Below are 25,681 nucleotides of genomic sequence, written 5' to 3'. Positions count from 1 at the left end.
CTCGATCATCGGCGCGATTTACGGCGCCGGCTCACCGAGTTTCCGCAGCCGCGACCTCTTCCGTGGCGTCGCCAGACCTATAGGCAACCCGACGGAGCGGGCCAAGGCGTCGCGCGCGATCTCCACTGCGCCGTTGAGCGTTCGGAGGGTGGCTTCTGGTATCGCACCGGCCCCTAGGCCGGCTGCTGCCACGATGCGGGCGAGAGCTTGCTCTTGCGGCTCCTTGATCTGTAGGGCGGTGCGGTGGCCGAGGATTTCCCGGGCTGCGTATCCGTCGGCTGCTTCGAGGACCTCGGTCGCCAGGCGGTGGAGAAGGTGTTGAGCTGCGACCTCGTGGTGCCCGCTGGACAGGGTGGCGGCCGTGAGGCCCCAACGGGCTCGATAGACGGCGTATCCGTCGACGGGTTCGTGCGCGAGGAATTGATCGACCATGGCGGATATCTGGTGGCTGGCCGTTCCTGGTGCTGCGCACATGGCGGTCAGGCATGAGCCGACTTGATGTTCCCACGGTTTGGTGATGGTGCTGTCGTCGAGGATCGCGCGGGCGGCTTCGGTTTCCTCGTGCAGAAGGTGGGCGATGATCGTGGCTTGTCGGCCTTCCATCAGGTGCAGTCCGATGCCGTTGAGGGTGTTGGCGTGCTCGACGGCGTCGTCCCAGCGGCCGGCGAGTGCGAGGATGCGGATGCCCTCGCTGAGGTGTTGTAGCCAGGTCCACTGGCGGAGCTTGCCGAGTTCGGCTGGGGCGCCGGTCAGGTTGGTCAGTGGCAGTGTGTGCCCGTCGATGATCAGGTTGGTGCCTGTGGTGACGGCCTGGCTCATCGCCTTGAGTAGTTGCAGTGCGGGCTGACCGTGGTGGGCGCGGATCTGCAGGCGGGCGAGGTTGAGGACGGGTTCGAGCAGGTAGCTGGCCTGCAAGACGGTGAGGGAGTTCCGTTGCCGGTAGATGTCGATGTGCTGCCAGCACCATTGGCGGGCCAGGTCCGGCAGGCCGCAGTCGCTGGCGATCAGCGCGGCTTTGTTCAGGGCGTGTGCCGCGTCGGCCATGCCGTTGTCGTCTTGTGCGGCTGCGTTGGCGGCGATCTCGGCGACCTCGGTGACACGGTCGGTCAGGGCGGGGCAGGCGGGTCGGGGCCGGGCGAGGAGTGGGAAGCGACGGACGGCGACGCGGATGGTGGTGGGGTTGACGGCGGTGTTCATGGTCGGCTCCGGGGCAGGAACGCTTCGAGCGCGGCGCGGGCGAGGATGCCTTGGCTGTGGGCGGGCAGCCCGAGCCGGTTCCAGTGGAAGACCACGATGTGGCTGACGACAGCTCGTAGACCGCGGTTGAGGGTGCCGGCCGTCGCGGCAGCTGCAAGTGCGCGGCCGGCGGACGTGTACGCGGTGTGCCATGGCGCGGCGAAGGGAACCACACCGCTGGCTCCGAACAGGGAGTTGTCCGTGTCGGGCGCTACAGCGAGCAGCCCGCGCACGCTGGCTGTGAGCGCGTCGAGTCGGCTGTTGGCGATGTTGTCGAGGGGGCGCATATGGGCGATGCGAGCGAACACGTCGCCGCGTTCGAACCAGTCCAGCCCGGCGGCCTGCAGGAGGCCGCCAAGCAGCAGGAGGGACAGCTCGCGGCGTCCGAGGGCGGGCTGCGGTTGGCGGAGATAGTTGAGGACGCCGCGGCTGTCGGCGCAGAACAGGTCGTGCACGATTTGGATTCCGGATGTGCCGCCGAAGGCGGCGGTCTCCGGTTCGTACAGGTTGGGCCACCACCTGTTGAGTTCACCGGCTGCGGTGAGCTCGTTGAGGACCTGGTTCACGCCGTCGACCTGCGCGTGGGCGAAGCGGATGCGCCAGCAGGGATGTTTGCGCAGGAACCACCAGCCCCCGAATGCGCCCACGTTCGTGAGCTGGTCGAGCCGGGGACCGAGCGAGGTGACCGCAGTCGTCTCTGCGGTGTCCCAGTCGGGAAATTCGGCACGTATCTCGTACCAGTGGCCGTCGGCTTGTTCCTGAAGCGCGGCGCGGCCGGCCAGGTGGTAGGTCGTGACGGCGTCGGCGAGGTCGGCTGGATCGATGGCCGCCGTTGCCGCAACTGTCTCCAGCGGGGTGCCGGCGAGCACGTTGAGCACGCTGGCGGCCAGTGGTGTGGTGGTCACGTGATCAGGAGGCATGTGTCCCATCCAGTGCGGGTGATTCCGTGCCGCGCGGTCTCGGCTGCCAGGTGGATGCCGGCGTGGCCGGTCAGCAGCCCGGCGTTGCCATGCTGGTCGTTAGTCTGGGCGGCCTTCTGTATGGCCGTGGCCAAGGCGGGTAGCTGTTGTTTGAGGGCTGGGCTCTGGGCGTCGGCAGCGGCCTGGTGTGCGGTTGCGTAGAGGCCGGCGAGGCCGTGGCAGAGGCCGAGGTCGGTGAGCCGGTTGAGGTGGCGGTCGGTGAGGCAGGCGGCGAGGGCGTGTTCGGCATCGGCGCGGCGGGCCGGGTCGTCGGTGGCGATCGCGGCGAGCTGGAGTGCACGGGCAATACCCGGGGTGCCGTAGCACCAGGACGGCCGGCCTGGTGCGGGCTGGCTTAGGCGACCGGTTCTTAGGTCGTCGAGGGTGAGCCACTGTGGCCACCAGGTGCTGCCGTCGGCGTCGTGCTGGCGCCATCGGTCGAACCAGCGGGTGAGCTGGTCGATGGCCTCGGCGTGGTGGTCCACACCGTGGCCGTGGCGCATCGCGAGGGCAAGCAGGGCGAGGATGCCCGCTGCTCCGTGAGCCATCCCGAGGTTGGCGTGTCCACCCGGCGTGGGCAGGGTCGGGTCGGGGTCGTGGGCGGCCCACCAGCCGGGCAGCAGGAGGCCGTCTTGCTTCCGCGGGCGGATCAGCACAGTCAGGTATCGCAGCAGATCAGCGAAAGTGTCGCTGGTGGGCATGCGCTGCATCAGTAGTGCGCCGATGCCGGTGAGGCCGTAGAAGAGGTCGTACTCGGCGAGCGAGGCCGCGCCGCCGTGCTGCATTCGGGCGGTGGCGGCGGTGAGGCGACGATGGGTAAGCCGGGTGACGTGTTGGTCGAGGGTCGCTGCGGCTGTTTCGTAGCGGTGGTCGGCCTTGGCGGCGCAGTGCAGGAGGAATGCGATCGCTGGGGTGCCGTAGTACAAGCCGGCGTGCTGGCCGCCGTCGAGCGCCCCGGTGGCCGCTGCCCGGGTCTGCGCATGCGCGTCTGGCCAGGATGCGGTACCGGTGAGGGCGCGTTCGAGGTGTAGCAGAGCGATCCCTGCCGTGCCGGTGGCCAGCGACTGGCGGACGGCATCCGGGCCGCCCATCTTCGGTGGTTCGGCACCGACACTGGTTGTACGGCTGATCGGTGGCCCGATCATCGCTGGCCGATCCGGGCGAGAGCGCGCAGCGCGGCGGCGCGGGCCAGGCGGTTGGTGCTCTGCTCGAAGGTGGGATCGACGCCGAGCGCACGGATATGGTGGTCGCGCAGCAAGGTCGGCAGGAGACCAACCGGGTCGCGTTGAACGGCGACGGTGCGGAAGTAGCGGCGTAGGGCGGTGTCGCGAGCCAGCCACGCGTCGACGAGCGCCTCCGCAGCGGTGCGTGGCTGTGGCTGCCGCGCGTCGATAGAGAGGTCGACCAGTTGTAGCGTTCGCTCGCACAGCGTGCGGTCCAACGCCCCGGGCTGCTGCGGCAGGCACCGCAGCAGGGCCTGATTTCCCGAGCTTTCGTCGGTGGCGAACGCGGCGGCGATCCGGGCCATGGACGCGGCGGCCAGCGCCTGCGCCGCAATGCCCAGGTCGTCGGCGGTTGCCATCTGGGCGATGACGCAGGCGGTGTCGGTGCAGAACACGTCCTCGGCGGCAGTGAGCGCCTCGTCGTAGCCGTAGCGGCCGGGATGGTCCTGGTACGGCACGAGTGACAACTGGTTAGGCAAGCCACGGGCTGTGAGCTCGGTGGCGAACGCGGCCAGGGCTGCGGTGACGGCCGCGTGGTGCTCGGGCTCGGTCAGCCGGAGCACGAGGATGAGGTGCTGGTCGGCGTCCATCCGAACCAGGTCGCGCTGGCGCCGAATCCACCACCGGCGTACCTCGCCGCGCAGTGAAGCGGTGAGCGGCGGGAGGTGCCGGATGATGTCGTCGAAGCGGGCCGGGCTGCCGGCCAGACGAGCCTGCACCACGGCCGTGTTGCCGGGCACCTGAAGCCGACCGGGCGGTGCGAGGTGAGGAAGCGGCCGGCGCGGTGGCGCGGTCGCAAGCATCGGAATCAGCAGCTCGGCGGCACGGCCGATCCACCCATGGTCCTCGGGCTGGGCGTCCTCCTGCAGCTCCACCCGTCCGGCCTGGGCCAGACGCCTACGCAGCAGTGCCCGGTCCAGGCGGTGGTCGAGATTCAAGGGCTGGCGAAACTCCCCGTGACAGAGCACGACACGGGCCGGGACACGCCACTGCCGCTGCCACGCCTGCAGCGCGGGCTCCCAACCCTGACCGGCTCGGGACGGCAGGTCATTGGTAGTGAGCAGCCATCGTGCGGCAGCGAGAATCGTGCGGCGATACCGGACGCGCGGCAGGTACGGCAGGGTGCGGGCTGCACCGACGTCGAGCGGGCCAAACACCGCGGTGCGCGCGTCGGCGACCTCGGCGAGGAAGCGTGCCAGCGGGGGACTTTGCACGATGGTGTCGAGTGCGTGCGGAATGTTGGGGATGACCCGGCGGCCGGTGGAGATCTGCACCAGGTACATCTGGTCGGCGTCGGCGGTGACGGCCAGGTCATCGAGGCGGATCGGATTGCCGGTGGGGTGTTCGGCGAGCGCGAGGACGTCGGGCAGGAGCTGGGGGACCCGGGTGACGTTCTCGTTGTGCGGGCGCCGCGGCGGGAACGACAGCTGCACCGCCACCGCGTCGCCGCTCGGCGAACTCGGGGCGCAGGCGGCAGCCATCTGAGCCTGCTGGTGCTTGTCGAAGAGGTGGATGAAGCGGCCCGCCATGCTCGTCGGCATGCCCGGCGCCGCAGCGAAGCGCAGCCGAAATTCGCCTCTGTCGAGGGCCTCAATCGACGCGGCGTGGACCGCCACGCCGAGTTCGATGCGTGCCGGCGGTATCACGTCTGCCGGTTCGCCCACGGTTAGCGCCTCGACATCCGCATCGGTCAGGCTGATCTCGTCGCGTCCGTCGAGCGCGGCCCGTTGCACCAGGGCCAGGAACGCCGCGTCACGCTCGTTGATGGCACGCCAGCTGGGGTGCGCGCGGGGCGCACCGAGGTAGCCGGTGGGATAGCCGAGCCCGGAGTCGGCGACCAGGTCCCGCACTGGCACGAGTGCGCCCTGGCCATAGCGGGCTCGGAACCGGGACCGGTAGTCCTGCCAGGCGGTCGACCCAAATGGCTTCGTGCTGACCCGCAGCAGGACGTTCGCGGCCTCGACTGCTTCGGCCAACACCTGCTGTGGGAGGCGGATCTGGGCGTCGAGCCGTACGTCGACGGCCAGCACATCCTGGCTGCCGGGAACGACCTCGCGCATCCGTTGCATGACCGATGCGCGGATCGCGGCTGCCTGCACCGGATCGTCGACCACGTTGTGTTGGTCGATCAGCTCCCGCACCTTTTCAAGGTCCCGCAGCAGCGGGGCGACGTCAGTGAACTGTTCGCCGCCTGCGGCGGTCACCGTATCGATCACGTGGGTGAGGCCGTCGAGGGTCGTCATCGGTGGGCGCAGTGCACTGATGAGGGCACCCTGCAACAGCAGATTGTCCAGGACCGTGGTGATCTGTCCAGGTCGGGCAGCCGGGAACTGTTCGGCCAGTTCGACGGCAAGGTCGTCGTACCGGACGGGAATGGCGGCGACGGCGAGCGCGGCTTTCACCGGTGCCGTGTAGCGCACGGACGCGTCGCGCAGCGGAACCGCCTTGCCGCTGCCCGGGTCGGCGCGGCGGGCGGTGATGAACCGGCCGTCACGAACGACGCCGGTGTTGTCGGCAACAAGGTGCAGCTGACGTCGCAGGAGCGGGTACTCCTCCAGCCGGCCGATCACGGCCGTGAGCCACTCGCTGTCGACGCGCGCGATCACGCGGTGCCGTCGTCCCACCGCCACGCTGCCCGCTCCTTCGGCGGCCATCGTGACGCCGGCGAATAAACCGAAAGGCGTAGCGCGGCGCTGCCACCGCAGCAGATATCCGGCGACGGAGATGACCGCCCGGCGAACGGCCTTGACCGGCGCCGTGTCGGGACGCTCGGTGATTCGGTCGAGCTGCGCCGCCAGCGTGGGACTCGCCAGACTGAGCGCGTCGCGGACGTCAGAACGCGCCCACGTCTTCATCAGCCACGCCATGCCGTCATGCAGCACCAGGGCATCATCGGCTAGGTCCAGCTGAGAAGGCACATCGAAATCGCCGGGATCCGTCGTGGCGCGCACCATGACCACACCGGCACGCTGGAAGACAGGCGGGACTGGCACGACGATGCCTCCTCAACCGCATGGCCGCCGTCGGCGCCCGCACTGGGCGCCGACGGCATCGTCAGGATGAAGCCCGAATCAGACGGGGTCGCTGGACTTGGTCGCGCAGGCACTCGTGCTGCAGCTGCTGCCGCAGCCGTCGCTGGTGCTGCACATCATGATCACCAGCGGGGTCGTGGACTCCACGACCCGCATGTCGAGCACGAAGTCGTCCTCGGTGGTTGCGGTGGCGGCGTCCGTGCGCTCGAGTTCCAGCAGCGGGGCCATGGTCTTCACGCTCCTCGGGTAGGTCGAACAGGGGTGGTTCACCCGGCCGAGGGCGGCTAGCTTGCCACCGGCCAGGAGATCATGAGCAGGCCGTGCGTCTTCTTCAGCACCGCTACGTTGTCCGGCACCGCGCCGGCGCTGGTACCGGCCGGCCAGTAGGCGAACGTCGGCGCCGGCCCGCGGCGGGCCCGCTGATACCAGGCCTGAATCTGCTCCGACATGGCCGCTGCGGAGTCCTTGCCGTGCGCCCCGAAGGCGCGAGCCCCGAGCTCGGCCCTCGAGCCCTCGTCGGTCGGACGCCAGGCCAGGTAGGCGAACGAGTCACCGCGCACGACACCGAACGGAAACCAGCGACGCTCGGCAGCCAGCTCGGTACCGTCGTCCGCCGCGAGCAGGCAGAAGCCGGGCAGGAACCCGGCCAGCCACAGGTGAAGATCCGCGAAGGACTCGCTGAGGCCGATCGTGACTCCCGACCAGACCTCGGTGCGTTCGGTGTCCAGCACACCATCCAGCTGACGGACGTCGTCCGGAGCGCCGACGTCGAAACGCAAGCTGACAAACTGGCCCTGCCGGTCGGGCAGCCGGAAGATCCGCTCGGGCCGCGCACCGTCGCCCTGCAGGGGCACGAATCCCGCCACCTCACTCGAGGTACTGGTCAAGTGGTCGCCGTTGCGGCGGAATGCGATCGTCCGGGTCACGCCGTTCATCCGCAACGGCACCACGATCACCCCGTCCGGTGCGAGGTGATCCAGCCAGGCGGGACAGATGTCCCACGCGCCGACCGTGACGAGGATCCGGTCGAACACACCCTCACCGGGCATGCCGTGCACCGCGTCGGCCTGCAACACCCGTACCCGGCGGTCATAGCCCGTCTCGCGCAGCAGGACCCTGGCCCGGTCCGTAATCTCGGCGTCGATGTCCACGCTGACGACCTGGCCGTCCACACCGACCACCTCAGCCAGCAGCGCCGCGTTGTAACCACCCGAACCGATCTCTAGGACCCGCATTCCGGGTCCGACGCCGGCTTGCTCGATCATGCGGGCCTGGATGTACGCGGCGCTGACCGAGGACAGATGAACCCCGTGCTCATCCGTCTTCGTGATCACCGACTGGTCAACGTCGTAGACGACCTCGAGTGGCGTGCCCGCAGGCACGAACGCATGCCGCGGTACCGTCCGGAACGCCGCCTCCACGGCTGAGGAGGTGATCATGTCGTCAGCGATGAGCCGGTCCACGAGGGCATCTCGAATCTGCCCGACTCGATCCGAGGAATCCGACCTGTCAGCCGTGTGCGTCACTCGGCGCTCCAATCTCTGGGTTTCTCGTGCCATCTGGCCGTGACAGGGTGCCGGGTGCAGGTAGCGCGCAATGCAGGGCTGATCTGTGCTCGCTTTCCTGCGGTGGGAGGCACAGCTCCGGGCAATCATCACCGGCTCGTGGAGAGAAGCCGGAGAAGCTGAAGTCCAGCGCAATCGCCTTGTGCGCCAAGGATCTCCCGAGCCGGTGGAGGCTGGGAATGCCGACTTGTTGTCCGACCTTGCGTTGAGCCACCCCCGCTTTGATGGAGCTTCTTGATCACAATCTGATGGCCGTGGGGAGGAAGTCGTCCGTGGCAGCACCGAAGAAGTACCCCGACGAGCTACGTCAGCGCGCTGTGCGCTTGTACCGAGCGTCGGACCCGAAGCCGGTGATCCGCGCTTGGCCGAGCAACTCGGCGTTCACGAGGCGCTCAGGAACTGGATCCGTCAGGCCGAGGCTGACGCGGGTGAGCGCACCGATCGGCCTACCCTGTCCCGCCGACCGGTTCGGACACCGACCGGACTACCCGGCGGCTGGCCGGACCACGAGCTGGCTCACCTGCGGCAGCCGGACGCCGAGATCCCGCGACCGGCCGGTCGCCGCGTCGACGGCGGCGAGTTGCCCGTCCAGTCCGGTGACGAACAGCCACTTGCCGTCCGGGGACCAGACCACGGACCCCGGACTGGCCTCCACCGGCAGGCCCAGCACACGAACGACACCCGAGCCCAGATCCAACAAATGGACCCGGGGCGCGCCGGTCGCGTTCATGGCCACCAGGGCGGCCATCCGACCGTCACCGGAGATCGCCCCCCGGTCGAAGGCGGTGATCTCGGCCGGCAGCGGGACCGCCCGCCGGGCACCGCCGGGGTGTGAGATCAGCACGCCCGCGCACCGCAGACGCTCGTCGCACTCCCGGGCCAGCCAGTGGCGCGGGCCGACGGCCACCAGGTCACCCATGGTGATCCGGCGCACCCCGTCGGGACGGATGGTGTAGACCCCGCCGGTCGCGGTGATCGCCGGATAACCGGCCCCGTCCGGCTGGGCGAAGCTGCTGACCCCCGCGGGCAGGACGATCTCCACACCGGTGGCCCTGCCGTCGAACCGGGCCAGCAGCATCCTGGGCCGCACGCCGTCACCGTCGGACACCCACACCGACTCCGGATCCGGCCCGGGCAGCATCGCCCCGGATCGGTCAAGGTCGTTGGTCGTCTCCGTCGACGGCCGGCCGTCGGGCACCCGATAGCCCTCCACCGCGTCGACGGGACGGATGACCACCCCGTCCGGGGAGAGTAGGAAGCTGACCGGGCCGGTGCTCCGCAGCGCCCGCACCGGGGTGATGCTCACCCGGCCCCGCGCGAACTCGATCCGGACCACTGCGTCCGGCCCCCGGCCGTACAACTGCCAACCGCCGGTGATCCCGAGCAAGGGCCGGCCGACCTCAGTGACCGCCGGTGGCGCTCCGGTCGTGGCTAGCCCCGGGGTGGCCGGGGCGGTGGCCTCGGGCGCCGACGACGCGACCGGCGGCGACGGCGACCGGCTCGCCGGGGGCGGAACCCGGTCGGCCCCGGTACGCGCGTACACGGCCAACCCGACCCCGGCGGCCAGCACCAACGGCAGCCACTTCGGCCACCGCCGCCAGCGGGGGGCGGCGCCCTCGCGGATCGAGCCGCCAATCTCGATGATGTCGCCCCGCGCCGGTCGGTCCTGGTCCCCCGTCATCCTGACATCATCCACCTCGAGCATTCACGGCCCCGCATCCGACTACCACCCGGCCTCCGACCCGTCCCGTCATGGTTCCTGGCCGCCTCGACGTTTGACGGCTCTTCGAAGTTCAGCGGGGTTAAGGTGTCCGCGGTGGCGCCGGGTGGTGGCGGTGCGGGCGCGTAGGCGCTGCTCTCCGGGTTGCGAAAGCCGCAGGCGTCGCGGGCGATCGTTTAATCTCGCGGGTGGTGCCTTTTGAGCCTGAGTTGGTGATGCCGATATACAGGAACGCGTGAACCTGCGGCCACCAGGCCTCGATCGTGGTGGCGGCCTGCCCCTTCACCTCGGGTACCCGAGCCAGACCCACCGCGATGTCCGTGTAGCCCGCCGCAACAGCCATGCCAGCAATCTGCTCGACGGCATGGTCGACCGCGGTGTCCGGGCTAGGAACAGCAGACGTCCACGCCGCGCCGACGGCGAGGCACCCGCTCACCGGCATGAGCGCTCAGCGTCGCCCGCCGTTCCGGATCGCCACGCCGACCGGCCGCACGGCACCCGTTGCACCACAGGGACAGATACCTGCCCAGACCCTGGGCGGGAGCCGAACGCAAAGGGTGCCCGCCCGATCAGGTGCCGAGCAACGAGAGCGCGGCCCGCCCCTGAGGATCGTGGCGCTGGTCGGTTGGCCGGGCGACGAGTAGAGCGCAAGTCAGATCCGTGGACCTGTCGCCCGTCACCAGTCGTTGCTCGCTGGGCCAACGGGTAGCCCCGCTCGTCACCTGCGCCAGCCCAGGTCAACGGCGACCGACCGCCGAGCACCCACCTCGCAAAAAGATCCACAACAGTGACCAGACGGACAACGGCCACGCGCTGACGCACCGACAGCCGGGCCATGATCCAGACCACGCGACACGCAAACGCACTGGTCAGCACGGACCCCGCCGAAACAGCACAGCGACTACGGAGCACCATCGGAGCACCAGATTCCAAGCCTTGGGAAAATCTGTCCCAAGACGCGGAAGCGATCAAGGCCGTGATCAGCGTTTCCGCTGGTCACGGCCTTGATCGTGAAGTGCGCCCGAAGGGACTCGAACCCCTAACCTTCTGATCCGTAGTCAGATGCTCTATCCGTTGAGCTACGGGCGCTCGGTGCTTGGCCAGTCTACACACCCGGCTTTCGCGCGGAGACTCCGGGATTCGAACCCGGGAGGGGCTTTAAGACCCCAACCGCATTAGCAGTGCGGCGCCATAGACCAGACTAGGCGAAGTCTCCCTGGTGGCCCTGCAGACCACCGCGCCCGAGGATACAGGGCCTCACCCATCGGGAGCAAAGCGACTTCCCCGGTCCGCCCCTCCGCCTGTGCGCCTGGCTGTCGCCGGACGAGGCCGGGACTCGCCCCGGCCTCGCCTTTCTCTGCTGTGCGCGGGCGTGATCGGGACTACGCTCCATCGATATGCAGGAGCAGCCGCCGCGCGAGCCGACCCGCCGAGAGCCTGCTGAGGGAGCGCGCCGACGCTCCCCGAAGGCAACCTTCAGTCCGCCCCCCTTGCCGCCTGAGCCGGCCGGGACGGAGGATTCCGGGAAACACCCCCGGCGGGCGAAGCCGGCGCCAGCGGTGCTCTTCCAGCCCCCCTCGGCCGATCCGCCGCTGCCCCGCCAGGCCGACCCGGCGGCCGAACCGGCGCCACGGGAGCGGCCCGGCCGGGCGGACGAGACCGGCGGGAGTGACGTCGCACACACCGGTGGTGGCGCGCCCGCCGCTGCCGGGGATCAGCGGGGAGCCGCCACCGCTGCGGACCCGCCCGCCCGGGGCAAGAAGACCTCCGGCGCCGCGCCGAAGGCCCCCGCCGCGAGGAAGTCGCCCACGGGCCGGCCCGCCCAGGACACGCAGACCTCCGGCGGGAGCGCCACCCCCGCGCGCGGGGCGCCCGGGAAGAGGGCGGTCGCGAAGAAGGTCGCGCCGACGCGACCGACGACTGCGGTGGAGGCGACAGACCGAGCCGAGACACCGACCGCGGCGGAGGCCGCAGAGCCGGGCACGGCGGTGAAGGCCGCAGAGCCGGGGACGACGGTGAAGGCCGCAGAGCCGGGGGCGGCGGAGGGCGCGACGCCCCCGGCGGCGACGAAGGGCACACCCGCCCGGAAGACCACCACCGCCCGGAAGGCGACGCCCGCGAAGAGAGCGACGCCCGTGAAGAAGGCCACACCCGCCGCAAGGACCGAGCCCGCCCGGAAGGCCACGCCCGCAAAGGCGACGCCCGCGAAGAAGGCCGCCCCGGCGACGCTCACCCCGGCACCGGTCGCTGGCGAGGTCCCGGTCCAGGCCCCGGCCGCCGCGTCCGACGCCGCCGCGCCCCCGCAGGTGGTCGAGCCGCCCGCCAGCGCCGAGGCGGCGGGCGCACCGCCGGGGCGTACGCCGGAAACGGTCCTTCGGCTGGCCGCCGCGCGAGTGCTGGAGCATCCCGCCTTCGCGCCGGAGTTGCTGGCCCTGGCCGCCGTCGAGGCGGTCGGGCCGCGCGCCCGCGACTGGGCGCAGCGGCTCCGCGACGCGTACCCCGATGCGGGAGCGGACGGCCTGGCGCGGCTCGCGACCCGGCGGTTCGTCCGGCAGGCCGGGGTGGGCGGGGCGACCGCCGCGCTGGCGGGGCTCTTCGCGCCGGTGGCCGAGTTGGCGGCGGTGCTGTGGGCGCAGGCCAACCTGGTGCTGCACCTGGCGGCGGCGTACGGCCGGGACCCGGCCCATCCGGACCGGGCGGTGGAGCTGCTGGTGCTGACCCGCGTGCACCCGGACGCGGAGAGCGCGCGGGCCGCGCTGGCGGCGGCCCGATCGGCGGAGGAGCCCGACGCGGCGGGCTGGCCCCGGGCGGCGGAGGCCGCGTGGCGGCTGGCGGCGCCGCTGGTCGCGCAGGCGGGCGGGTGGCTGGCGCTGCGGCTGGCGTCCCGGCTGCTGCCCGGCGCGGCGGTGCTGGCTGCGGCGGCCGGCGACGCGGCGGCGGCCGAGCGGCTCGCCGCCCGCGCGATCAACGCCTACCGGCGGCCCGCACCCCGCTGACCCGCGCCGGCCATCTAGACGCCCAGCGTGGCACCGGCGCCCGCCCGGCTGAGCGAAGCACGCCCGGCAGAAGATGCGGATCGCCGGAGATCTTGGCAGGAAACGGCCCCTTTGGGGGCCTGAACTCGCCAAGATCTACCAGAACCGGAGCCGGGCGGCGGCGAGGGCGGAACGGTTGGGCGGCGTCAGAGCCAGCCGAACCACTCCCTCGGCAGCAGGGCGTAGCCGACGAAGGCGACCACGTCGAGCAGCGTGTGCGCGACGACCAGCGGCATGACCCGGCGGGTGCGCAGGTAGAAGAGGCTGAACACGACGCCCATCACCACGTTGCCGAGGAAGGCGCCGAAGCCCTGGTAGAGGTGGTAGGAGCCGCGCAGCAGGGCGCTCGTCGCCACGATCGCGCCGACCCGCCACTGAAGCTGACGCAGCCGGGTGACCAGGTAGCCGACCACGATCACCTCCTCCAGCACCGAGTTCTGCACGGCGGCGAGGATCAGCACCGGCACCGTCCACCAGAGTTCGGGCAGCGCGGCCGGCACCAGCGTGGCGTTGACGCCGAGCTGCGCCGCCGCCCAGAAGAGCGCCAGGCCGGGCAGGCCGATCAGCGCGGCCAGGCCGGCGCCGCGGGCCAGGTCCTGACCGGGCCGCCGGGCGTCCAGGCCGAGCGTCCGTGCCGGATCGCCGGGGTCCCGCGCCAGCAGGTGTACGGCGAGCAGCACCGGCAGCAGCGCGAAGACGATCCCGAGCAGCTGGTACGTCAGGTCCAGCCACGGCCGGGGCGACACCGAGGTGTTGAGGGCGGCGGTCTGCTTCGACAGCGGCCCGTCGGCGGTCAGCTTCGCGACGATCGACACCGTCGCGTAGACGGCGGACTGGCCGAGCGAGAGGCCGAGCACGAGCAGCGTCTCGGCGCCGAGCATCCGGCGGGTCGCCGGGCGTTCCAGCTCAACGGTCACCGCACCACTCTGCCCGACGCCGACGGCCGGTGGCACCGCCCGAACGAGCCTCACGAGCCGATCGCACATTCTGTGCGACCGGTCGGCACGCTCCGTGGACATTCTATGGGTGCCCGATCCGCCGTCAGGAGAAGGAGCGCGCCCCGTGGACGACTTCGCAAGGCTGCTGAAGGAGAGCTGGACCCTGGTCGAGGAGCACCGGGAGCGGCTGAGCGGTCACTTCTACGCCCGGCTCTTCCTCCTCGACCCCGAGCTGCGCAAGCTCTTCCCGGTGGAGATGACCGGGCAGGGCGACCGGATCCTGGAGGCGATCGTCACCGCCGCCCAGACGGTCGGCGACCCGGAGAGCTTCGACGAGTACCTGCGCGCGCTGGGCCGGGACCACCGCAAGTACCACGTCGACGCGGCGCACTACGAGACCATGGGCGTGGCCCTGCTGGACGCGCTGCGCAGCATCGCCGGCGACGGCTGGAACCTGGAGTACGACCAGGCGTGGCGGGACGCGTACGCGGCGATCTCGGAGAAGATGCTGGCCGGCGCGGCGGCCGACGACAACCCGCCGTTCTGGCACGCGGAGGTGCTGACCCACGAGCGGTACGGCAGGGACACGGCGGTACTGACCTGCCGGGCGTTGCAGCATCCGCTGTCGTGGAAGGCCGGCCAGTACGTCAGTCTGGAGGTGCCCCGACACCTGCCCCGGGTGTGGCGCACCTACTCGGTGGCGAACGCCCCGAACGAGGACAACGTGCTGGAGTTCCACGTCCGTACGCCGGCGGGCGCCGGCTGGGTGTCCGGGGCGCTGGTGCGCCGGGTCAAGCCCGGCGACCTGCTCCGGGTGGCGGCGCCGATGGGGTCGATGACGCTGGACCGTTCCTCGGAGCGGGACATCCTCTGCGTGGCGGGTGGCGTCGGGCTGGCTCCGATCAAGGCGCTGGTGGAGGAGCTGGCCGGCTACAACCGGACCCGCTGGGTGCACGTCTTCTACGGCGCCCGTACGGCGGCGGACCTGTACGGCCTGGCCGGGCTCCAGGAGCTGGTGGCCGCGCACCCGTGGTTGTCGGTCACTCCGGCGTGCAGCGAGGATCCCGACTTCGACGGCGAGCTGGGTGACGTCTCCGACGTGGTCAGCCGGTACGGCCCGTGGACGGCGCACGACTGCTACGTCTCGGGTTCCGCCCGCATGGTCCGGGCCACCCTCCGGGTCCTCGCCGAGGACGGCGTCCCGCCGGAGAACACCCGCTACGACACCTTCGGCAACCTCTAGAAACGTTCCTCCCCCCAACCGGGGCGCGTGCCCCTGCCCCCTGGGGCACGCGCCCCGGTCCCCCGACGGGCGGACCGGCACCGCCCCGCACGACCACGTCCGCCCGGCCGTCCTTCCCACCCGTGCGGACGTGGTCGTGCCGTCGGCACGCGTGCGGGCAGGTCAGTAGCGCCAGGGCCGGCCGGTCTCGCGGTACTCCTCGACCGGCACCAGCGGCACCCCCGGCGTCATCCGGTCGACGTAGAGCCGCCCCTCCAGGTGGTCGATCTCGTGGGCGACGAGCCGGGCCATGCCGAACTCGAACGAGGTGATGATCCGGCTGCCGTCGTACTGGGCGTGCTCCACGTCGAGCCGGAGCGGCCGGGGCACCAGGCCCCGGTGGTCGAAGAAGGAGAGGCATCCCTCGTACTGCTCGTCGCTGTCGGGGGAGGCGTCGACGACGCGGGGGTTGAGCAGCACGACGGGGTCGGCCGACCGGTCGGGGGGCCGGACCACCGCCACCGCCCGGCCGAGGCCGAGCTGCGGGGCGGCGATGCCCACCCCCTTGCGGAACGGGTGCAACTCGTCGAGGCGGACCAGGGTCGCCGCGAGGCGGTCGGCCACGTCCCGGGCCTCCTGCTCCTCGCGGGGCAGGTCGAACGGGCGCGCCGGCTGGCGGAGCAGGTCGGCCCCTCGCTGCACGATGCCGATGCCGCGCATCCGGTCGCTGGGCCGGACCCGCCCGGCCTCCTCGGGCTCGGCGTCCGGCCGGCCGCGGAACCGCCACTGCAACCGGTACCGCGCGTTGAGCGGCGGGTCCTCGGTCGCCCAGTCGAAGATCACCCGGTCGGCGTCCTCGCGCCTGGTCACGGGCGTGCGCAGCGGGCCCTCCTCCGCCGAGAGCGAGGTCTCCGCGCCCCACACCTGCGGGTCGACGGCCGCCGGAAGGTCCAGGCGTACGGCCATCTGCCGGGTGGGCAGCCGGACCGCCCGCTGGAACCAGGGGCCCCACTTGTCGTGCCCGACGCAGTACGCGTACTCGATGGTGGCCCGGTCTCCGGGATAGAGCGGGAAGCGCCGGTCGGCGTTCTCGAAGAGCAGCCACAGCTCCTTGAAGGCGTCGCGGTCGTGCTTGGCCCGCCAGTGCATCGCCTCCCGCTCGTCCCCGTCCTCCCGGTACGCCCGCAGCCGCAGCTCGGCGAAGGTCAGCGGGTGTTCGCGGTGGTGCAGGTTGGAGCGGCCCGGGTCGTTGGGGTAGCGGTCGACGGCGATCCGCACCAGGTAGCGGGTGACCGGCTCGGTGCCGGCGTTGTAGAGCTCGCGCCGGATGACGCAGCGGTAGGCGTCGCCGAGGTGGGTGAGGGTGGCGAGTTCCCGCTCCACGATCAGTCCGGTGCCGGGCGGCATCCACTGCCCGGGTACGGGTAGGTCGCGGTGTGCCCGCTCGGCCCGGGCGTGCCGCAACTCATCGTACTCCTTGAAGCGCTGCCAGATGGCGCCGCCGGCCTCCAGCACGGCCTCGGCGCGGCGTGCGAAGTCCTCGGTGGGGCGGTGCCGCCGCCCCTCGACGTGGCTGACGTACGACGGGTCGAAGCCCATCAGGGTGGCGAGCTGCTTCTTGGACAGCCCCCGCCCCGTGCGGTGCCGGGCGATCTCGGCGGCGAACGAGTCGGCAGCCCGATCGAGCGGTGAGGTCATCAGCTTCCTCGTGGCCGGGAGTATCAGTTTCACGTTCTGTGGCGACGCACACACGGAACTGGCACCTTGCCGACACGAACCTTGACAGAAAGCGATGGCTGTCGATACTGGGCCGACGTTTTCCGCCCCGTTGACCGGGTAGTACGCCGGACGCGGGCGAAGTGACGAGCCACTCCGGATCCGACGCAGGCGAGGCTTCCCTTATCTGGCGGAGTGTGGTTAGGCTAGCCTTAGCTCAGCGACGGGCGGGTTGCCCGCCGACGGCGACGACGGGGTGGGTGAGTCCAGTGACAGCGGTGCTGCCGGAGCGGGACACCGCCGCCACGCCGCTGGCCCCGGTCACCGCCGCCATGCGCGCGATGTTCGGCACCGACCACGTGCCCGGTCTCGCGCCCGGCCTGCTGGTGCACGACGAGTTCGGCTGGAGCCCGGCGACCACCCTGGTCGACGGCACCCTCCTGCCGGAGTTCCTGCGTTCGGCCAGCTCGCGCTGGGGCGGCACCCCGCACGCGTGCGCCGCGCTGGCCTGGAAGTCCTACAGCTACTGGACGGCGCTGCCCGTGGCGCTCGGCTGGGCCTCGGCCCGACGGGTGCCGCTGCTCGACCCGGCCGACGTGCTGATCCACTTCGAGGACCACCGACCGCTGCTCACCATGGGCCTGCGCCGCTCGACCACGGTCGCGGTGCTGCCGAGCGACCCGCTGGCGCTCGCCGGGCTGCCCGAGGTGCGGGTCGTCGCGGACGAGGCGGAACTGCTCCAGGCGCTCCGGGCCTCGCTGCTCGACGCCCACCTGGCCCCGATGGTCGCCGCGATCCAGGCCGAGGTCCGGATCGGCGCGCGTACCCTGCTCGGGTCGGTGGCCTCGGGCATCGCCCACGGCATCCTCCGGGCCGCCGACGGCCTGCCCGGCTCGTCGGTCGAGGCGATCGACACGCTGCTCGGCGCGCTCGACCTCGCCGACCTGGTGGAGCTGGTCCCGGGCCCGAACGGCGAGCCGACCGTGCAGCGGCGCACCTGCTGCCTCGCGTTCACCCTCCCCAAGCCCAAGATCTGCCAGGGCTGCTGCGTCCGTCAGGCCTGACCGGCCGCCTCCGGGCCGCCCGGCGTCAGTCGGTGAACGGGCGGACGTCCCAGAGCCAGACCCCACCGGTGTACGTGGGACGGATGCCGGTCAGCTCGGTCATGCCCCGGCGCAAGGCGTCGGCCTGCCGGTGCGGCCCGAGGACGACCGCCCCCGCCCGCCAGTACCGCAGGTCCCCGACCGCGTCGACCCGCGCCTGCGGGGTGATCGGCGGCACCGCGCCGGTCCGCCGGATCTCGGCGAAGAACTCGCTGGTGGGGCGGGGCGGCGCGGAGAAGAGGGCGACCCGGTCCCGACCGGGGCGGGTGTCCGGGCCGAGGAAGTAGCCGCGCGCGATGGGCATGTCCAGCCCGGTCCGCGCCGACCAGCGCAGCGGATCGGCGTAATGGGTGTCGGGCAGCGGGAGGGTCACGATGCTCCGCCCGCCGTCCGCGTACGGCCGCCAGGCGCCCGACGTGACGAAGGCGGGCACGGGGTCGAGCCGGGTGGTGGGCAGCGGGGTCGGCAGGATCGGCAGCAGGGCCATGGCCAGCACCGTGGCGGTGGCGAAGCGGATCTGCGGGCGTGCCCGCGGGTGCCGGGCGGCCAGGGCGCGCACGTGGTCGGCCCCGTAGGCGAGCAGCACCCCGACGATCGGGGTGATCGCCAGCGCCCACCGGGTCGGCACCACCGAGTGCAGGACGGGCAGGTTCTCCAACGCCGCCCACGGGCCGGGTATCCCGGTCCCCCTGCCGCCCAGCTGCACCTCCCGCCCGAGGGAGAGCAGGCCGAAGAAGAGCGCGAGGACGGCGAGGCCGCGTACCACGACGTGCCGGCGCAGCCACCAGACCAGGGCGACGACGAGCACCACCAGCGGCCAGCCGAAGAAGGCGTTCTCCTCGGTGGGGTTCTTCGCCAGCCCCTGCGCGCTGCGGGCGTCGCCGGCCAGGGACTCCCGCGAGTACGCGACGAACGACGCGAGGTCCGTCGAGTAGCCCCGGATCAGCCAGGACAGCCCGTTGTAGGCCCCCGGGCCGAAGAACTGGACGTGGAGCGGGTACGCGAGCACCACCAGTGCCACGGCGGCGGCCACCGCCAGGCCCGCGAGGAACGGCCGGGCCCGCCGGCGCAGCTCGGGCCGGCCGAGGGCGAGCGCCCCGACCACCACGCCCAGCCCGATGGCGGTCATCAGCAGCACCTCGAGGTTGAGGAAGGCCTGCCACACGATGACCGCCGCGAGCAGCAGCCCGTTGCGCAGCCAGCGCCCCGGCTCGGCGAGCCGCAGGGTGCGCCAGACGATCAGGGGCACCACGTACTGCGAGACGATGTTGGGGTGCGCGTTGGCGTGCGACACCATCGCGGGGGCGTACGCGCAGAACGCGGCGCCGAGCCAGGCCGGCCCGCGGGCGCCGACGACCACCCGGGACAGCAGGAAGTACCAGGCCGTCGCCGTGGCGATCATGCCCAGGGTGAGAAAGAGCAGAAACGACGCGCGGGTACCGAGCAGGAGCGTGACGGGCGTCATTGGCAGAGATACGGATAATACGGACGTATTGGCCATGAGATTGACGGTCTCCGGCACGTTCATCCGGTCCGACGTGAATGGATCAACAAAATCGGTCACCACGCGTGCGCCGTGCGCCATCATCCACTCGAACTGCGACTGGTCGGTGCGGTTGTCCCGGATGCCGTGCGACGGGCGCAGCCAGAGCCGCGCGGTCACCCAGAAGCCCAGCGCGACGAAACTCGCCACCGCGGCGACGTCCGTCCACCACCCCTTCCAGGGCCGTACGCCCCGGTCGGGCCCGCTCGCCGAAGCCCCGGGCCCTGACTCGCCGGCGGGAAGGCCCGATTCAGGAGTAGTCATGACGATTCGTAGAGTAGTCAGGCTATGACGCCGCCGTGACATGTTTCGAGGTACTGGCGTACTATGTGCCGGGTTCGCCGACCGCCGATCACGTGCCCACCCCCGACCGCATTTCGGCCACCACGGGTGCCCCGATTTTTCTGCCGCCCGTGCGGATGATTCACTCAGTCGGTCCAGGCGCGGGTCGAGTTCATATCGTGAGGAATCGACGCATGGCAGAAATCACTGGGGATCAGCGCGTGCAGTCCGAGGTCCTGGAGGGTCTCGCGACGGCGGTCAACCACCGTCGCTGGTTCGTCGAGCTGGCCCTGCCGTACCTCGGTGACAACCCGATCGAGATCGGCAGCGGGCTCGGCGACTACGCGCTGGAGTGGGCGGAGCACCTGCCGCGCTTCACCGCCACCGAGGCCGACCCGGACCGGCTCGTCCTGCTGAAGGAGCGGCTGGCCGACCAGCCCCACATCGAGGTCCGGCAGATGCTGCTGCCGCACCCCGACCGGGGCGACTACAGCGCCGCCGTGTCGTACAACGTGCTGGAGCACATCGAGGACCACGTGGGCGCGCTGCGCAGCATGCGCGACCTGGTGCGGCCCGGCGGCAACGTCATCATCATCGTGCCGGCCTTCCAGTTCGCGATGAGCCCGGCGGACATCGCCACCGGCCACGTACGCCGCTACACGAAGAAGACCCTGGCCGCCGCGATGACCGACGCCGGCCTGACCGTGGAGAAGATCCACTACGCGAACGCGCTCGGCCTGATCGGCTACTTCATGGCGACCAAGGTCTTCCGGCTGATGCCGAAGGAGGGCCCGATGGTCAAGGTCTACGACACCCTCGTGCTCCCCGCCACCAAGGCGGCGGAACAGCGCGTCCTCCCCCCGTTCGGCCAGTCGGTCTTCGCGGTGGCCCGCGTCCCTTCCTGAGGTCGGGGCGGGCCCCGGTTACTCCTTGATCTGGTAGGTGGGGCGGATCACGGCCCGGGCCAGAGTGTGGAAGGCCAGGTTGAAGCCCACGTAGGCGGGAGTCGCGTCGGGGGTGACGTCGAGCCGCTCCACGTCCAGCGCGTGCACCGCGAAGACGTAGCGGTGCGGCCGGTCGCCGGCGGGCGGGGCGGCGCCGCCGTAGCCCTGGTCGCCGTAGTCGTTGCGGACCGTGAAGGCGCCGCCGAGGTCGTCCCCGGCCGCGCCGCGCGGCAGCCGCGTCACGTCGGCCGGCAGGTTCACCAGGACCCAGTGCCAGAACCCGCTGCCCGTCGGCGCGTCCGGGTCGAAGCAGGTCACCACGAAGCCCTTGGTCTCGGCCGGGAAGCCCGACCAGGCGAGCTGCGGCGAGACGTTCTCGCCCCCGACGCTGCCGTGGGCGTACGCGGCGTCCATCGGTTCGCCGTTCTGCACGTCGTCACTGGTCAGCGTGAACGACGCAACGGTCGGCAGCAGCTCGTACGGGTCCGGGGCGATCGGTCGTTCCAGGGTCATCGGGGCGGTCCTTCCGGTGAGCGGTTGTTCCTCCGCCCCTTCTTACCCCGTCGACGCCCGCGATCGAACCGGAAGCGCCGAGCGTCCCGTCCCCGCCGCACGCACCCATCGGCATCCCGGGACCGCGCGCCGCCCTCCGGCCTCCGCCGCGCCAGGTCAGCTCCCGTACAGGCCGTGCTGTTCCCATCGGCGCAACGTCTGATAGTCCCGCTCGACCTCGGTCGGGTCCTCCGCGGCGAGGTACAGGTAGCCGGGCGAGCTGAACAGGTCGACGGTCTGCGGCAGTTCGGCCCCGGGGGAGCAACTCGCGGCGACCGCCACGACCGCCGGCAGCTCCGACAGCCGGGAGCACCAGTCCTCCGCCTGCGCGGCGACGGGAGCCGGGTTGATCAGCGACACGTTCCGGACGGCGGCCCAGCCCGGCGTACGGTCGTCGAACCGGTCGAGCGACGCCGGATCGACGAGGTGCTGGGCCTGCAGGAAGGTCTGCGACACGCCGCAGAACTTCGCCACGACGTCGGGCAGGGTCGCTCCCCCGAGGCGGGCCCCGGTCTCGATCAACACCGGCCCCCGATCGGTGAGCATGAGCTCGGTGTGTGCCGCCGAGGACCGGATACCGAGCGCGTCCAGCACCCCGAAGACGAACTCACGGAGCTGCCGGGCCAGGGCCGAGCCCCGGTCGACCGGCTCCTCGTAGTCGTAGATGGGACCGCCGCCCGGACCTGGCCGTTTCGTGTACCGCCAGATCTCGGCGACCCGGTGCGTCCCCGCGTACGAGACCGTGTTGACGTAGAACTCCGTCCCGACGAGCCGTTCCTGGACCAGCACGCGTCGATTGGGGACGCCGTACAGGTTGGACGCGGCCAGGACCGTCGCGCAGGCGAGGCGCACCTCGTCGACACTTCCGCAGAACCGCACGTTGTCGGTGCCCGCGCCGTCCACGGGCTTGACGACGGCCGGGCCGGACAGGCTGTCCGCGTACCAGGCGACCGCCTCGTCCACGGACTCGAAGCACCGACCGGCGGGCACGGCGAGACCGGTGGCGGCCACGGTCGCCGCCATGGCCGACTTGTCGCGCCGCGCGGTGACCGTGGCTATGTCGTTGCCGGGCGTACCGAGCAGGTGGTTGAGCGTGTCGGCGAGGACCACCCCCGTCTCGGTGCCCGCGACGACCCGCTCGGTGCCGAGCGCTCGCAGCCGCTCGACGAGGCTGTCCTCGTCGGCGACGAAGCCGAGGTCGACCGCGTAGTCGCCGGGGCGGAACGTCTTCAGGTAGTAGTCGTAGAGGGACTCGGCGCTGCGTACGTGGACGCAGGTCACCCCTCGCTCGGCCAGCGCCCGGCTGAGCGCGCTGCCTGCGGAGTATCCGTCGACGATGGCTATGGTCGGCACGTTCTCCTCATCTCCGTGCGGCCCGGGGGAGGGTGGCGGACATCAGAAGACCTTGCCGGGGTTGAGCAGGCCGGCCGGGTCCAGTGCGGCCTTGATCGCCTGGTGCACCCGCATGCCCACCGGGCCGATCTCGCGGGCCAGCCAGTCGCGCTTGAGCAGGCCCACCCCGTGCTCGCCGGTGCAGGTGCCGCCCAGTTCCAGGCCGAGGCGGATGATCTCGTCGAACGCGCGCCGGCCGCGTTCGAGGCTCGCCGGGTCGGCCCGGTCCACCACGATGTTCGGGTGCATGTTGCCGTCCCCGGCGTGGCCGACCACGCCGATCGTCACGTCACACTCCGCCGCGATCCGGGCCACCCCGTCGAGCAGCGCCGCCAACGCGGCCCGGGGCACCGCCACGTCGTCGATCACCATCCCACCGTTGCCGGCGGGGAACGACTCCCTGGCGAACTTCTCCATCGCCGCGTGCCCCAGCCGGCGGGCCTGTAGCAGGGCCGCCGCCTCCACGGCGTCGGTGGCCGCGTAGACCTCGTCGGCACCGGCCGCCTCGCACAGCTCGGCGAGCCGCGCCAGGTCCCCGGCGGCCTGGGACCCGGTGTCCGCCGACGCCAGCAGCAGCGCCTCGACGTCGGTACGCAGGCCCATCGGCCGGTACGCCTCGATCGCCCGCAGGTACGTGCGGTCGATCAGTTCCAGCAGGCTGGGGGTGAGCCCCTCTTCGGCGATCCGGGCGACCGCCCGGCCGGCGGCCGCGGTGGTGGGGAAGACCGCCACCATGGTCAGCGACTCCGGCGGAGCGGGCCGCAGCGCCACGGTCACCTCGGTGATCACGCCGAGGGTCCCCTCGGAGCCGACGAAGAGCCGGGTGAGGTCGTACCCGGCCACGCCCTTGGCGGTACGCCGACCGGTACGCAACACCTCTCCGGAAGCCAACACCACCTCCAGACCCAACACGTACTCCGTGGTCACGCCGTACTTGACGCAGCACATGCCACCCGCGTTGGTGGAGACGTTCCCACCGATCGTCGACATCTCCCACGATCCAGGGTCCGGCGGATACCACAACCCCTGTTTCGCCACGGCCGCCGACAACGCCGCGTTCACCACGCCGGGCTGCACCACGGCGATCCGGCTGACCGGGTCGATCTCCAGCACCGCGTTCATGGCGACCATGCTGACCACCACCGCGCCGTCGACGGCGTTCGCCGCTCCCGCCAACCCCGTACGTGCGCCCTGCGGCACCACCGGCACCCCGTACCGTCCGGCGATCGTCATCACCTCGACCACGTCGGCCGTGCTACGGGGCCGGACGACCACCAGCGGCGTGCCGGCCTCGCAGAGGTCGGCCTCGTCCTTGCGGTGCAACCGGAGCAGGTCGGGGTCGGTCAGTACGGTGTCGTCGCCGAGCGCCGCGCGCAGGTCTTTGACGAGGGGAGAACCAGACATGGCAGAGAGGGTACAGATCGACGTCATCCGCTCCGGAGCGCGAACGTGGCGCCGCCGATCCCGCAACGGCGCTGGTGAGAGCGGTGTGAGCAGCCCCGATCACTCGAACCCCTGTCCTATCTGAAGATCCTTCCGGGGCTGATCGAAGTTTGTTACCGTCTACCGCCAACGAGGGCGCCCCTCCTCCGGCCAACGTCCCCGGCCTGCCACATCACGCTCTCCCACCCCAAGATCCGCCGCAGGACGCGCCGTCCGGCCGGCACGGTGTCGAACCCGAGACCTGGTTCAGCTCGTGCCGCGCGAAGGATCGTTGCCCATGACAGAGGGATTGACAGAGTGAAGCGAACCGAGCTGCACATCGTGATCGGCGGAGGTATCGCGGGCTGCCTGGCCGCGATCATGCGCAGACGCGCGGGATACCGGGTCCTTCTGCTGGAGCGGGCCGAGGCCCGGTCCCCCGAGGCCCACCCGATCTGCACGGGGGCCAGCAACATCGTCAGCGAGAACCACAGCGGTGCCGAGTATCCGTTCGATCCGCAGAGCGCCCGGGACTGCTTCGACGGGCGACTGGTCAACGAACGCTTCTTCCCCGACCTCGTCTTCGGTGGCAAGGACCACAGCCGGGTCATCGCCTCCCGGGCCATGCAGGACAGCGGCACGGACATCATCGGCCAGTGCCGGGACAACATGCGGGTCATCCAGGACCGTTACGCGCAGCGGTGCGCCGAGGACCCGGCCAACGCGCTGTTCGGCGCACCGGAGCAGGTCTGCCGCGAGATCCCGGCACCGGAGGGGATCTCCGACGTCGGTGCCACCTTCATCACCCCGCAGCGGGGCATCAACCCGGTCGTCGTCACCGCGCTCCTCGACCAGGAGCTGCGTCGCTGCGGCGTCGAGGTACGCGGCGGCGCCGAGGTGACCGAGGTGAGCCGCCGCTCCGACGGCACCTACCAGGTGGAGTACGTCGAGGACGGTCTCCGGAAGACGGTCGTCGGTGACCAGGTGAGTCTCTGTGCCGCCACCGAGACCCCGGCGATGGCTCGCCGCCTCAACCCGTCGCTCGCGTTGCCGTCCATCTACATGGCTCTGCGCCAGATCCTCTTCGTGGACCTGCCCGACGGCACCACGAGGGACTACACGTGCCTGAAGCTCGAAGACGAGTACGGCGGCATGCTGAGCCCGTTCAGTCGGGACACCGCGCTCGTCTACTACCCCCCGGCGGCCCACATCGCGGTGCATCGCGTCGACCCGACGACCTATGCGCTGCCCGACGACTTCCGTCACTACCTGCGCAACGGTCACCCCGAGGCGACGGAGCGCGCCGAACTGGCGCTCCGCCAGCTCAGCCAGTGGTATCCGGAGGTGCGGGGCGCCGAGGTGGTGTCCGCCCACCTCAAGGTGGCGATCAACACCACCGACTCGTCGCGGCTCCGTCGCAACGCCGGGGTGCTCGACGTCGCACCTGGTTGCACCGCGACGGTCCTGCTCAAGTGGACGATGTGCGTCGTCAACGCGCAGCGCGATCTGGAGGCGGCCCTCCGGCACTCGATCGCCACCGGCAACGCGGATCGCGACGAGCACGCAGAGCTGGTCGCCCGCGCCACCGTGCCGATCGCGCCACCGTCCGACATGGCCGCCTGGCAGCGCCGGCTCGGGGTGTTCGCCCGCAACATGGGGGTGCCGGAGAGATTGGCGGTGCCGTTCGTGGACGCCGGTGAGCCGGACGATGGCCTGGCCCGCACCGTACCGTCGCTCGCGTCGAGTTGACGTTGGTCGTGGGTTCCGGCTCCTGAGGCACCTGCACGAGGAGCTGGC

General features: G+C 71.3%; 19 protein-coding genes and 2 tRNA genes. 5 read left to right on the top strand and 16 right to left on the bottom strand.

Annotated elements, in window-relative coordinates; translation table 11 throughout:
• Nucleotides 1–18: 18 nt before the first annotated feature.
• From DER29_RS12790 to DER29_RS12740, 10 genes are all read right to left on the bottom strand, one after another.
• The gene (locus DER29_RS12790) at nucleotides 19–1,197 is read right to left on the bottom strand and encodes a hypothetical protein (protein WP_121397552.1); all 1,179 of its coding nucleotides are present in this window, start codon (nucleotides 1,195–1,197) and stop codon (nucleotides 19–21) included.
• Nucleotides 1,194–2,141, bottom strand: a complete 948-nt coding sequence (locus DER29_RS12785) for a thiopeptide-type bacteriocin biosynthesis protein (RefSeq protein WP_233599737.1) — start codon at nucleotides 2,139–2,141, stop codon at nucleotides 1,194–1,196. Before DER29_RS12785 ends, DER29_RS12790 begins: the two co-directional genes overlap by 4 nt.
• A complete protein-coding gene (locus DER29_RS12780) occupies nucleotides 2,138–3,286 on the bottom strand; it encodes a lanthionine synthetase C family protein (RefSeq protein ID WP_121397550.1) in 1,149 nt (382 codons plus the stop codon). The genes DER29_RS12785 and DER29_RS12780 overlap by 4 nt, the downstream gene beginning before the upstream one ends.
• Nucleotides 3,287–3,336: 50 nt before the next feature.
• Entirely contained in the window at nucleotides 3,337–6,372 is a 3,036-nt protein-coding gene (locus tag DER29_RS12775) for a lantibiotic dehydratase (RefSeq protein WP_233600050.1), read from the bottom strand.
• A 117-nt stretch (nucleotides 6,373–6,489) separates the two neighbouring features.
• Nucleotides 6,490–6,678 (bottom strand): FxLD family lanthipeptide, encoded by a 189-nt coding sequence (locus DER29_RS12770; protein WP_101415307.1) that lies wholly within the window; start codon nucleotides 6,676–6,678, stop codon nucleotides 6,490–6,492.
• 56 nt (nucleotides 6,679–6,734) lie between these two features.
• Nucleotides 6,735–8,009, bottom strand: coding sequence for a methyltransferase, FxLD system (gene fxlM, locus DER29_RS12765; RefSeq protein ID WP_199729239.1), 1,275 nt, complete (start codon nucleotides 8,007–8,009; stop codon nucleotides 6,735–6,737).
• 490 nt (nucleotides 8,010–8,499) lie between these two features.
• Nucleotides 8,500–9,696 (bottom strand): hypothetical protein, encoded by a 1,197-nt coding sequence (locus DER29_RS12760; protein WP_121397547.1) that lies wholly within the window; start codon nucleotides 9,694–9,696, stop codon nucleotides 8,500–8,502.
• Between the two features lie 1,055 nt (nucleotides 9,697–10,751).
• Nucleotides 10,752–10,824: transfer RNA gene (locus tag DER29_RS12750), tRNA-Arg, on the bottom strand.
• A 36-nt stretch (nucleotides 10,825–10,860) separates the two neighbouring features.
• Nucleotides 10,861–10,951 (bottom strand) — tRNA-Ser (locus tag DER29_RS12745).
• A gap of 498 nt (nucleotides 10,952–11,449) precedes the next feature.
• Entirely contained in the window at nucleotides 11,450–11,884 is a 435-nt protein-coding gene (locus tag DER29_RS12740) for a hypothetical protein (RefSeq protein WP_148710015.1), read from the bottom strand.
• On the opposite strand from DER29_RS12740, the gene DER29_RS36075 reads away from it, so the two are divergent.
• Entirely contained in the window at nucleotides 11,871–12,731 is an 861-nt protein-coding gene (locus DER29_RS36075; protein WP_121397545.1) for a hypothetical protein, read from the top strand. The genes DER29_RS12740 and DER29_RS36075 overlap by 14 nt on opposite strands.
• A 185-nt stretch (nucleotides 12,732–12,916) precedes the next feature.
• Here DER29_RS36075 and DER29_RS12730 read toward each other — a convergent pair whose 3' ends face one another.
• Nucleotides 12,917–13,687 (bottom strand): CPBP family intramembrane glutamic endopeptidase, encoded by a 771-nt coding sequence (locus tag DER29_RS12730; RefSeq protein ID WP_121399179.1) that lies wholly within the window; start codon nucleotides 13,685–13,687, stop codon nucleotides 12,917–12,919.
• A gap of 145 nt (nucleotides 13,688–13,832) precedes the next feature.
• Between DER29_RS12730 and DER29_RS12725 the strand changes: the two genes are divergently transcribed.
• On the top strand, nucleotides 13,833–14,951 hold the full coding sequence (locus tag DER29_RS12725) for a globin domain-containing protein (protein WP_121397544.1): 1,119 nt from the start codon (nucleotides 13,833–13,835) through the stop codon (nucleotides 14,949–14,951).
• A 162-nt stretch (nucleotides 14,952–15,113) separates the two neighbouring features.
• Here the strand turns inward: DER29_RS12725 and DER29_RS12720 are convergent, their stop codons facing one another.
• Entirely contained in the window at nucleotides 15,114–16,631 is a 1,518-nt protein-coding gene (locus DER29_RS12720; protein ID WP_121399178.1) for a peptide deformylase, read from the bottom strand.
• A 347-nt stretch (nucleotides 16,632–16,978) separates the two neighbouring features.
• Between DER29_RS12720 and DER29_RS12715 the strand changes: the two genes are divergently transcribed.
• Nucleotides 16,979–17,710, top strand: coding sequence for an IucA/IucC family C-terminal-domain containing protein (locus DER29_RS12715; RefSeq protein ID WP_370040287.1), 732 nt, complete (start codon nucleotides 16,979–16,981; stop codon nucleotides 17,708–17,710).
• A 25-nt stretch (nucleotides 17,711–17,735) separates the two neighbouring features.
• Here the strand turns inward: DER29_RS12715 and DER29_RS12710 are convergent, their stop codons facing one another.
• Nucleotides 17,736–19,556 carry a hypothetical protein gene (locus DER29_RS12710; RefSeq protein WP_121397543.1) on the bottom strand — a complete coding sequence of 607 codons (1,821 nt, stop codon included), beginning with the start codon at nucleotides 19,554–19,556 and terminating at the stop codon, nucleotides 17,736–17,738.
• Nucleotides 19,557–19,768: 212 nt separating this feature from the next.
• Between DER29_RS12710 and DER29_RS12705 the strand changes: the two genes are divergently transcribed.
• Nucleotides 19,769–20,479: a class I SAM-dependent methyltransferase gene (locus DER29_RS12705; protein WP_121397542.1), complete on the top strand. Its 711-nt coding sequence runs from the start codon at nucleotides 19,769–19,771 to the stop codon at nucleotides 20,477–20,479.
• A gap of 18 nt (nucleotides 20,480–20,497) precedes the next feature.
• Here DER29_RS12705 and DER29_RS12700 read toward each other — a convergent pair whose 3' ends face one another.
• The 3 genes from DER29_RS12700 to DER29_RS12690 form a co-directional block, all read right to left on the bottom strand.
• Nucleotides 20,498–21,031, bottom strand: a complete 534-nt coding sequence (locus DER29_RS12700) for a YbhB/YbcL family Raf kinase inhibitor-like protein (protein WP_121397541.1) — start codon at nucleotides 21,029–21,031, stop codon at nucleotides 20,498–20,500.
• Between the two features lie 156 nt (nucleotides 21,032–21,187).
• Complete coding sequence (locus tag DER29_RS12695) at nucleotides 21,188–22,423, bottom strand: ATP-grasp domain-containing protein (RefSeq protein WP_199729237.1); 1,236 nt, start codon at nucleotides 22,421–22,423, stop codon at nucleotides 21,188–21,190.
• 42 nt (nucleotides 22,424–22,465) lie between these two features.
• Nucleotides 22,466–23,866: an FAD-binding oxidoreductase gene (locus DER29_RS12690; protein WP_121397540.1), complete on the bottom strand. Its 1,401-nt coding sequence runs from the start codon at nucleotides 23,864–23,866 to the stop codon at nucleotides 22,466–22,468.
• Between the two features lie 336 nt (nucleotides 23,867–24,202).
• Here DER29_RS12690 and DER29_RS12685 point away from each other — a divergent pair, with 336 nt between their 5' ends.
• Nucleotides 24,203–25,633 carry an FAD-dependent oxidoreductase gene (locus DER29_RS12685; RefSeq protein WP_121397539.1) on the top strand — a complete coding sequence of 477 codons (1,431 nt, stop codon included), beginning with the start codon at nucleotides 24,203–24,205 and terminating at the stop codon, nucleotides 25,631–25,633.
• The last annotated feature ends 48 nt before the right edge of the window (nucleotides 25,634–25,681 follow it).

The organism is Micromonospora sp. M71_S20, assembly GCF_003664255.1.
Lineage (GTDB): Bacteria > Actinomycetota > Actinomycetes > Mycobacteriales > Micromonosporaceae > Micromonospora.
This window is presented reverse-complemented; position numbering and strand designations above follow the sequence as displayed.

Bases quoted from the DNA above. Each gene is read 5' to 3' on its own strand.
- DER29_RS12790 (WP_121397552.1), bottom strand. From the start codon at position 1,197: ATGAACACCGCCGTCAACCCCACCACCATCCGCGTCGCCGTCCGTCGC.
- DER29_RS12780 (WP_121397550.1), bottom strand. From the start codon at position 3,286: ATGGGCGGCCCGGATGCCGTCCGCCAGTCGCTGGCCACCGGCACGGCA.
- DER29_RS12775 (WP_233600050.1), bottom strand. From the start codon at position 6,372: ATGGTGCGCGCCACGACGGATCCCGGCGATTTCGATGTGCCTTCTCAG.
- DER29_RS12770 (WP_101415307.1), bottom strand. From the start codon at position 6,678: ATGGCCCCGCTGCTGGAACTCGAGCGCACGGACGCCGCCACCGCAACC.
- fxlM (WP_199729239.1), bottom strand. From the start codon at position 8,009: ATGGCACGAGAAACCCAGAGATTGGAGCGCCGAGTGACGCACACGGCT.
- DER29_RS12760 (WP_121397547.1), bottom strand. From the start codon at position 9,696: ATGACGGGGGACCAGGACCGACCGGCGCGGGGCGACATCATCGAGATT.
- DER29_RS12715 (WP_370040287.1), top strand. From the start codon at position 16,979: ATGCGCGCGATGTTCGGCACCGACCACGTGCCCGGTCTCGCGCCCGGC.
- DER29_RS12710 (WP_121397543.1), bottom strand. From the start codon at position 19,556: ATGACTACTCCTGAATCGGGCCTTCCCGCCGGCGAGTCAGGGCCCGGG.
- DER29_RS12705 (WP_121397542.1), top strand. From the start codon at position 19,769: ATGGCAGAAATCACTGGGGATCAGCGCGTGCAGTCCGAGGTCCTGGAG.
- DER29_RS12700 (WP_121397541.1), bottom strand. From the start codon at position 21,031: ATGACCCTGGAACGACCGATCGCCCCGGACCCGTACGAGCTGCTGCCG.
- DER29_RS12690 (WP_121397540.1), bottom strand. From the start codon at position 23,866: ATGTCTGGTTCTCCCCTCGTCAAAGACCTGCGCGCGGCGCTCGGCGAC.